The sequence below is a fragment of the Methylobacterium symbioticum genome (genome assembly GCF_902141845.1).
Lineage (GTDB): Bacteria > Pseudomonadota > Alphaproteobacteria > Rhizobiales > Beijerinckiaceae > Methylobacterium > Methylobacterium symbioticum.
This window is the reverse complement of record NZ_CABFPH010000014.1, coordinates 17,648-26,473: the sequence shown is the minus strand read 5'-3', so window position 1 is coordinate 26,473 and position 8,826 is coordinate 17,648. Positions and strand designations below refer to the sequence as shown.

Genomic DNA, 8,826 nt, shown 5'->3' with positions numbered 1-8,826 from the left:
AATATTCTAGTTTCTGCATGTGTAGAGCGATTGTCCTGCCCCTGGCAATCTAGTCCTCCTGACATCCGGCTGCCATTGAAGCCGCGCGGACGACGGCGGCTCCGCGCCGAGGGCGATCACGATCCCGGCGGCTGCGCCGATGCCCCTCGAACACATTCGTCTTTTGCTATATAAGGATCAGTGGTCCTGGGCTTGGGAAGACCGATGCGGGGAACGAGGCGAGCCGTCATGGCGGGGGCGTGGGGGTTCGCCCTATGGCCCGGCATCGTTGAGGCCGCCGAGCTGATCAAGTTCGAGCGGCGCGGCTGCCCGTGGTGCAAGGCCTGGGACAAGGAGATCGGGCCGATCTACCCGAAGACGGATATCGGGAAGCGGGCGCCGTTGCGCCGTGTCGATCTCGACGCAGGCCTCCCTCCCGGACTCACGCTCAAGCGCCCGATCCGCTACACACCGACATTCGTCCTCGTCGAAGACGGGTCCGAGCTCGACCGGATCGAGGGCTATCCGGGTGAGGATTTCTTCTGGGGACGGGCCGAGCGGTTGCTCGAACGGCTCCCCGGATCCCCGTAACGGGCTTCGGGCGGCGAGGAAAAGGGTGGGATGATGCCGTTGCAACAGGCGCAACCGGTGACGAGCGTCGAGGCCCCGGGCAGCCTCGACCTGGATCTGTTGCTGGCCAATGCCCGCGATGCCAGCGAACTGCTCAAAGCCCTCGGGCACGAGGCGCGCCTCGTCATCCTCTGTCTGCTGGTCGAGGGCGAGCGCTCGGTCTCGGAACTGGAGCAATTGCTGAATCTGCGGCAACCGGCCGTGTCCCAGCAACTGGCTCGGTTACGGGCCGACGATCTCGTCGAGGCCCGCCGTGACGGCAAGAACATCTATTATGCGCTGGCCCGGCCCGAGGTTCGCGAGATCATCGCCGCCCTGCACCGCGCATTCTGCAACGGACGGACACCGTAACCGGCGAAACCCTCAAGTGTGCCGGTCCACGAGGTAGTAGAGCCCCGCGCGAGCCCCGACGAGGATCGCGCCGAGGGCGAGAATCGAGCCGACCGACAGCGTCGAAAGCCCGCTCAATCCCTGGCCGATGGTGCAGCCCAGCGCCGTGACGCCGCCGGTGCCCATCAGGAAGGCGCCGAGCAGGTGGCGCTTCACCTCGCGGGCATCATCGGGCGCCTCCCAGTGAAATTCACCCGCAGCGCGCGCCGCCGCGAAGGACCCGAGCACGACGCCGAGGACCGAGGCCACGCCGAAATCGATCCGCGTGCCGCTCGCGAGCATGGCATAGAGGAGGGTATCGCCGACCGGCCGTGCGAAGCTGAAGGAGCCGACCGCCCGGGTTTCGAACTCGTCGAAACCCGCGCTCCCGTTCGTCCACCACCCGGCGACGATGACGAGCCCGATGGCGATGGCGCCGATGAGGAGCCGCTGAGTCCGACGGAAGTCTTTGCCCGTCAGCGCCACGAGGCAGAAGCCGATGCCTGCAATGACGCTGAAGGCCACGCGGCCGGTCTGATCCAGCTTCAACAAGGCCCCGAGCCGCTGGCTACCGAGATCGAGGCTGAGCGGTGCGGTGAGCGTCACGCGCAGAAAGGCTGTCACGCCGCTGATCGCCATGTAGGCCGAGAGGCCGAGCACGAGGAGGACGAGGAGGGCGCGCAGATCTCCCCCGCCGAGCCGCAGCAACGCGCCGAAGCTGCAGGTGCCGACGAGCGCCATGCCGAAGCCGAACATCGTTCCGCCGAGGATCATCGCGCCCCATTCGAAGCGCGGCCCCGCATAGATCGACCGGGCGAGGTCGAGACCGAATTCGGATTCCAAAAGCTGCGTGCCCACCACGGCGATGCCGGTGGCCAGCAACCATGCCCGGGCGCGGCGCGTGTCGCGCGCATAGACGGCATCTTCGATGGCGCCCAACGTGCAGAACCGCCCCCGGCGCGCGACCATCCCGAGCACGGCACCCAGCACGAGGCCGAGGGCCGCCCGGAGGAGATGCGCAGGCAGGAGGTCCATCATCGGCTCAGGTACGCCCAATACCGATGAGCCCTGTCAAACGCCCAATTCCGCTCCGCCTTTCAGTTTGACCGGAATGGTCAGGTAACGAACGCCGTTCGCCTCGGCCGGGGGGAACTTGCCGGCGCGGATATTGACCTGGATCGACGGCAGCAGAAGGCGCGGCGCAGCCAGCGTCGCGTCCCGGGCGGTGCGCATGGCGGTGAACTCCTCCTCGCTCACGCCCTCCTTCACATGAACGTTGCGCTCGCGCTGCTCGCCGACCGTGGTCTCCCAGGCGTACACGTCGCGGCCCGGCGCCTTGTAGTCGTGGCAGAGGTGAAGCACCGTCGCCGGAGGCAGGGCCAGCAACTTGCGGATCGAGCGATAGAGGGTGCGCACGTCGCCGCCGGGGAAGTCGGCCCGCGCGGTACCGAAATCGGGCATGAACAGCGTATCGCCGACGAAGACGTGGCCGCCGATGCGGTAGCAGATGTCAGCCGGCGTATGGCCTGGCGTGTACAGCACCTCGACGGCGAGATTGCCGATGGCAAACGTCTCGCCGTCCACGAAGAGGTGGTCGAAATCGCTGCCGTCGGTCTTTAGGTCGGTGGCGTTGAAGACCGGGCGGAAGATCTTCTGGACCTCCTTGATGTGCTCGCCGATGCCGATCTTCGTGCCGGTCTTGGCCTTCACGTAGGGCGAGCCGGAGAGGTGGTCGGCGTGCGCGTGGGTTTCCAGCGTCCAGACCACCGTGTAGCCCGCCTCGTCGGCGGCCGTCAGCATCGCCTCAACGGAGCGAGTGTCGACGCTGCCGCCGTTGTGATCGTAGTCGAGCACCGGATCGATGAAGGCCGCCTGCTTCGTCTCGGGATCGGCCACGATGTAGCTCACCGTGTTGGTGGGCTCGTCGAAGAAGGCTTGGATGACGGGTTCGGGGCCACGGGCTTCGGTCATTGCTTGTCTCCTGTCGGTCGTCCTTGGACGGGTGGGGTCACGCGCCGGGAAGCCGGCGTCGGCAGGTGTTGATCCCTAGGATCGTGTAGGCTGGGCAGAACCCGACGAGGGCGGTCAACGCCATCACGGCGCCGATGCCGACGGCGGCAAGGGCCCAGACTCCGGCGAGCATCGTGTAGCCCAGGCCTGCGATCAGAAGGCCGACGACGAGGCGCAGGATGCGATCGATGCTACCGACATTGGGGGTCATGGCGGTTTTCCTGAAAGGTGCCGTCCGGTGGTCATCGAAGCGGGTGCGGCACCGGGCGCCCGCCTCGGCGACGGTCAAGGCGTCGCGGCGAAAGCGCCGGCGTTGCGGTAGAGCATGTAGCCGGCGACACCGAAGATGACGGTGGCGAATACCGTGTCGAGCGCGCCCTTGTAGCCAGAGAGCCGGTTGGCCAGCCGCATACCCAAGAAACCGCCGACGAGGCCGCCGGCGATGAATTCCCCGGCGACGGCCCAATCGACCATTCCGGACAGGGCGTAATTCGTTGCTGTGGCGAGGCCGAAGGCACCAACGGCGAGCAGCGAGGTGCCGACCGCAGTGATCAGCGGCATGCCGGTGGCGAAGACGAGGCCCGGCACGATCAGGAACCCGCCGCCGATCCCGAAGAAGCCCGACAGGACCCCGACCGCGAAGGCGACGGCCACGACCTTCCAACTCGGTACCGGACCGCATCCGACAGGCTCCGAGGTTCCACTCTGAACCTTGCGACCCCGCAGCATGTGGATGCCCACGACGACCATCAGCATCGCGAAGAGGAAGAGCAGGCGCTGGCCGTCGACCGCCTTGCCGAACGTCGAGCCGACGAGGGCGCCAAGGATGCCGACTCCGGCGAACACGACGGCGCAGCGCCAACGCACGTTGCCGGACCTGGCGTGCCCGACGAGGGTCAGGAACGCGTTGGCCGCGACCGCCAGAGCGCCGGTTCCAATGGCGAGGTGCGGCTGGGCCATGCCGACCACGTACAGCAGAAGCGGCGTCGCCAGGATCGAGCCGCCGCCGCCGATGAGTCCGAGCGTGAAGCCGACCCCTGAGCCGGACAAGATGGCGGGAAGCGCATTCATCGGCGGTGACCTCCGCGTCCAGGGGCCTTGTCGACGACCGGTCGAGCCGGTCGGCGGCCGGCAAGCCCCGATCCCGACTGTCATTCATTTAATAAAAAAACAAAATGAAAGGATCGTCGCTTTCGTCACTGGTGGACCTTCTTGCGGTGGAGGTCAACGTATGATTTATAGAAATCGCAACTCATAATATAAATCTATCAGATGAGGATCTAGCCATGGACGTCAAACGCCTCTCCCCGGACCTGTCGGTGACGGGTCAGCTCGCTCCCTCCGATCTCGCGGCGGCGGCCGAGTCGGGCTTCCGGGCGGTGATCTGCAACCGCCCCGATGGCGAGGGCGGCGACCAGCCGGGCTTCTCGGAGTTGGAGGCCGCCGCGCGTGCGGCCGGCCTGGAGGCGCGGTACCTACCCGTCACGTCGGGCAAGGTGACGGATGGGGATGTGATGGCCTTCCGCGGCGAGCTCGCGGCCCTGCCGAAGCCGGTGCTCGCCTTCTGCCGCACCGGAACCCGCTCCGCGACGCTGTGGGCGCTCGGCGAGGCGGCAGCTGCGCGGCCGCTTCCGGACATCCTGGCTGCCACCAAGGCGGCCGGATACGAACTGAGCGGCGTCGTCCGGCGCATCGCGGCAGGCGGCCGGGTTCCTACTGAGCACGCCGACCAGTTCCACAGTGTGGTCGTCGTCGGCGGCGGGGCCGGCGGCATCGCCGTCGCGGCGAGCCTGAAGGCGCGCAAACCCGACCTCGACATCGCCGTCATCGATCCGGCGGACGTGCACTATTACCAGCCGGGCTGGACGATGGTCGGCGGCGGAGTGTTCGAGCCCGCCGCCACGGCCAGGACCATGGCTTCCCTGATCCCGAACGGCGTGCGCTGGATCAAGGCGGCGGTTGCGGCCTTCGAGCCCGAGCGCAAGGCGGTAATCTTGGAAGGGTGCCGGGTGGTGCGCTACGACCGCCTCGTGGTCGCGCCCGGCCTCAAGCTGAACTGGGCCGGCATCGAGGGGCTCGCCGAAACCCTCGGGCGGAACGGGGTCACCTCGAACTACCGCTACGACCTCGCCCCCTACACCTGGGACCTCGTGCGGAACCTGCGGGCGGGCCGCGCCGTCTTCACGCAGCCGCCGATGCCGATCAAGTGCGCCGGCGCCCCGCAGAAGGCGATGTACCTTTCCGCCGACCACTGGCTGCGGCAGGGGCGGCTCGGGGACATCGCGGTCGAGCTCTACAATGCCGGTCCAGTCCTGTTCGGCGTGAAGGAATACGTCCCGGCCCTGATGAATTACGTGAAGCGCTACGACGCGAACCTGAATTTCAATCACACCCTGACCCGGATCGACGGTCCGGCTCGGCGCGCGTGGTTCTCGCGCAAGACGGAGGAGGGCGGCAGCGAGACGGTTGAGACCGGCTTCGACATGATCCACGTCGTCCCGCCGCAGCAGGCGCCCGACTTCGTCCGCGTCTCGCCCCTGGCCGATGCCGCCGGCTGGGTCGATGTGGACCCCGGGAGCCTGCGACACCGTCGCTTCCCCGAGGTCTACGCGCTCGGCGACGCCTGCAACGCGCCCAACGCCAAGACCGCCGCCGCCGCGCGCAAGCAGGCGCCCGTGGTGGCCCACAACCTCCTCGTCGAGATGGGCCACCTGCGCGGGGCCGAGGTCGCCTACGACGGCTACGGCTCGTGTCCGCTCACGGTCGAGCGAGGTAAGATCCTGCTCGCGGAGTTCGGCTACGGCGGCAAGCTCATGCCGAGCTTCCCCGCATGGCTGATCGACGGGACGAAGCCGAGCCACCTCGCATGGCTCCTGAAGGAGCGGATGCTGCCTCCAATCTACTGGAAGGCCATGCTCAAGGGACGCGAATGGATGGCTAAGCCGGAGAAGGCAGCCGCCTGAAGCTAAGCGGCGCCGGCTTTGTCCCGGCGCCGCTCGCTGTGCGTCGACGATGCGGGCTCAATCGCATGCCCTCAGCCGACAGCTAGGGTTCCGGACCGTGAGGCACGTGTTCGGAGCGGCGCGCCAGCGCCAGCGAGCGGCGCTAGGAACGGAGCGACAGCGTCCGTCAAGGTTCTCCGACCTGACCGAACATCGCCGCTTGGCCGAGCGCCCGCGCTCGCGCATCCGGGCTGCGCGCAGGCAAGCTTCTCCGCGGTCGACCCGCGATCAGGATGTCGTCGAACGCGTCGAGGAGGGCCTGCATGCGGGCGTCGCTCAGGCTGTAGAACACCACCTTGTGCTCGCGCCGCGTGGCCACGACCTCAGCGTTGCGCAGCTCCCCGAGCTGCTGCGACAGCGTTGGTTGGCGGATGCCGAGCTGCTGCTCGATCTCAGAGACGGATCGCTCTCCCTCCGCCAGGAGATACAGGATGCGCAGCCGGTTCGGGTTGGCGGCGACCTTGAGCAGGTCGGCGATCAGGATCGCCGTCGCCTCGTCCGTGCCGGAGGCCATCACAGGCTTCCCAAGCGGTAGTACCAGTCCTGCCCCGCAGCGCCTGGCTGGGCGATCTCGTCGCTCGTCAGAGGCGGGTTCACAAGCACCTGGTCGCCGGGTTGCCATCCCTCCGGCGTCGAGACGTCCGATGCGTCGCAGGCTTGGAGCGCCTGCACCAGCCGAAGGATCTCGGCGATGCTGCGGCCCACCGTCAGCGGGTAGGCGACCAGCGCCCGCACGATGCCTTCAGGATCGATGACGAACGTGGTCCGGACGGTGGCGCTCGACGTCGAGCCAGCCGGCAGCATGCCGTAGGCCCGGGCGATGCCCATGGCGGGATCTTCGACGATAGGGAATGGCACCCGCACGCCGAAACGCTGCTCGATGCTGTGCTTCCAGGCCAAGTGGGAGGAAAGGCTGTCGACGGACAGGGCGAGCAGGTCGCAGTCGGTGTCCCGAAAGGCCTCGTAGGCCTGGGCGAACGCGACGAACTCGCTGGTGCAGACGGGGGTGAAGTCGGCCGGGTGGGAGAAGAACACCAGCCAGCGTCCGCGATACGAGGCGAGCGTCCGCGGGCCCATCGTCGTCCGCGCGCGAAAGTTCGGCGCGACGTCGCCGATGATCGGCGGGCAGGCGGGCGGCGGCACGGGCGGATCGGTGTCGGTTTCGATACTCATGGAACAACTCTCGACGTTTCAACAGTGTGGTCAGCACCGTGGACCTCGCTACGATGCCGGTCAATATGCAAATTCATATCGAGTAGGTCTTCGCATCATAAACTTGTATTGACACGCCCGAGCTGTGGCATATGAAGGCGGGGCGACATTCCGGCGGCATGCTTGGTTCGGTACGGTCCATGGCGGGCCTCCCGGATGTCCCCATTCCCGCCAAAGGCAGCGCCCACGGATGCTGGCCAACCATCTCCCGAGCGCGCTCGACCTCGCCCGCAGTCAGTTCGCCTTCACGGTCGTCTGGCACTTCCTGTTCCCGGCTTTCACCATCGGGCTGGCGAGCTATCTCGCGGTGCTGGAAGCCTTCTGGCTCGCCACCGACAAGCCAGTCTATCTCGACACCTACCGCTACTGGCTGAAGGTCTTCGCCGTAGCCTTCGCCATGGGCGTCGTGTCGGGGCTGGTGATGAGCTACCAGTTCGGCACCAACTGGTCGGTCTTCTCGGACAAGACCGCTCCCGTGCTCGGGCCGCTGCTCGGCTATGAGGTGCTGACCGCCTTCTTCCTGGAGGCGGGCTTCCTCGGGGTGATGCTGTTCGGGATGGAGCGGGTGGGCCCCCGCCTGCACTTCCTGGCGACCTGCCTCGTCGCGGGCGGCACGCTGCTCTCGGCCTTCTGGATATTGTCCGCCAATTCCTGGATGCAGACGCCCGCGGGCTACTCGCTCGATGCCGACGGCCGGTTCGTGCCGGAGAGCTGGACGGCGGTGATCTTCAACCCGTCCTTCCCCTACCGCTTCGCCCACACCGTGACGGCGGCCTATCTGACGACGGCGATGATCGTCGGCGCGGTCGGCGCGTGGCACCTGCTGCGCGACCGGACCAATCCCCGCGCCCGGCTGATGTTCTCCATGGCGATGTGGATGGCGGCGATCGTCGCCCCGGTGCAACTGGTGCTCGGCGACCTGCACGGCGGGAACAGCTACCACCACCAGCCCGCCAAGGTCGCGGCGATGGAGGGCCACTTCGACAGCGTGACCCGCGCGCCCTCGATTCTGTTCGGCTGGCCGGACGCGCAGGCCGCCGAGACCAAATACGAGATCGGCATCCCGGGCCTCGCCAGCCTCTATCTCGCGCATGATCTGAACGCGAAGGTCACGGGCCTGAAGGACCTGCCGCGCGACACGTGGCCGACCAACCTGCCGCTGGTGTTCTGGGCCTTCCGGGTGATGGTCGGGCTCGGCATGCTGATGATCGGCCTCGGCCTGTGGTCGCTGTTTCTGCGGTACAAGGGCCGCCTGTTCGAGACGCCCTGGCTGCACCGCTTCGCCGTGGCGATGGGCCCCTCGGGGCTGATCGCGGTGACGGCGGGCTGGGTGGTGACGGAAACCGGCCGCCAGCCCTTCACGGTCTACGGCCTGCTGCGCACCGCCGACAGCGTCTCACCCATCGCCGCCCCCGCCGTGGCGGCCTCCCTCGCGGCCTTCGCGCTGGTCTACTTCGCGGTGTTCGGGGCGGGCATCTGGTACCTGTTCCACCTGTTCAACCAGACCCCGCGACCGCACGAATCCGGCCCGCCCGTCGGCCAGCCGGTCCGCACGGCGGGCATTACTCCGGCGCCGGCACTCGCCGGTGACGCGCACCTGCAACCGGCCGAGTGAGGGGAGGCT

General features: G+C 67.5%; 9 protein-coding genes and 1 pseudogene. 4 read left to right on the top strand and 6 right to left on the bottom strand.

The features are described 5' to 3' along the window. Positions 1 to 228: 228 nt before the first annotated feature. Together MET9862_RS07310 and MET9862_RS07305 are read left to right on the top strand one after the other, a co-directional pair. Positions 229 to 570 (top strand): thioredoxin domain-containing protein, encoded by a 342-nt coding sequence (locus MET9862_RS07310; protein WP_185156780.1) that lies wholly within the window; start codon positions 229 to 231, stop codon positions 568 to 570. A 33-nt stretch (positions 571 to 603) separates the two neighbouring features. Then, a complete protein-coding gene (locus MET9862_RS07305) occupies positions 604 to 960 on the top strand; it encodes an ArsR/SmtB family transcription factor (RefSeq protein WP_043379005.1) in 357 nt (118 codons plus the stop codon). Positions 961 to 972: 12 nt separating this feature from the next. Here MET9862_RS07305 and MET9862_RS07300 read toward each other — a convergent pair whose 3' ends face one another. The 4 genes from MET9862_RS07300 to MET9862_RS07285 form a co-directional block, all read right to left on the bottom strand. Then, positions 973 to 2,016, bottom strand: coding sequence for a YeeE/YedE family protein (locus tag MET9862_RS07300; RefSeq protein ID WP_059407843.1), 1,044 nt, complete (start codon positions 2,014 to 2,016; stop codon positions 973 to 975). Positions 2,017 to 2,049: 33 nt separating this feature from the next. Beyond that, entirely contained in the window at positions 2,050 to 2,949 is a 900-nt protein-coding gene (locus MET9862_RS07295; RefSeq protein WP_059407845.1) for an MBL fold metallo-hydrolase, read from the bottom strand. Between the two features lie 37 nt (positions 2,950 to 2,986). Beyond that, positions 2,987 to 3,199: a YgaP family membrane protein gene (locus tag MET9862_RS07290; RefSeq protein ID WP_059407847.1), complete on the bottom strand. Its 213-nt coding sequence runs from the start codon at positions 3,197 to 3,199 to the stop codon at positions 2,987 to 2,989. Positions 3,200 to 3,273: 74 nt separating this feature from the next. Continuing rightward, on the bottom strand, positions 3,274 to 4,059 hold the full coding sequence (locus MET9862_RS07285; protein WP_059407852.1) for a sulfite exporter TauE/SafE family protein: 786 nt from the start codon (positions 4,057 to 4,059) through the stop codon (positions 3,274 to 3,276). 215 nt (positions 4,060 to 4,274) lie between these two features. On the opposite strand from MET9862_RS07285, the gene MET9862_RS07280 reads away from it, so the two are divergent. After that, positions 4,275 to 5,951 (top strand): bifunctional protein tyrosine phosphatase family protein/NAD(P)/FAD-dependent oxidoreductase, encoded by a 1,677-nt coding sequence (locus MET9862_RS07280; protein ID WP_059407854.1) that lies wholly within the window; start codon positions 4,275 to 4,277, stop codon positions 5,949 to 5,951. Between the two features lie 283 nt (positions 5,952 to 6,234). Here MET9862_RS07280 and MET9862_RS07275 read toward each other — a convergent pair. After that, positions 6,235 to 6,504: pseudogene (locus tag MET9862_RS07275) on the bottom strand (ArsR/SmtB family transcription factor); the annotation flags it as partial. After that, a complete protein-coding gene (locus MET9862_RS07270; RefSeq protein ID WP_059407858.1) occupies positions 6,504 to 7,163 on the bottom strand; it encodes a peroxiredoxin in 660 nt (219 codons plus the stop codon). The gene MET9862_RS07270 and the pseudogene MET9862_RS07275, both read right to left, overlap by 1 nt. Positions 7,164 to 7,392: 229 nt before the next feature. Between MET9862_RS07270 and MET9862_RS07265 the strand changes: the two genes are divergently transcribed. After that, positions 7,393 to 8,817 (top strand): cytochrome ubiquinol oxidase subunit I, encoded by a 1,425-nt coding sequence (locus MET9862_RS07265; protein ID WP_059407860.1) that lies wholly within the window; start codon positions 7,393 to 7,395, stop codon positions 8,815 to 8,817. The last annotated feature ends 9 nt before the right edge of the window (positions 8,818 to 8,826 follow it).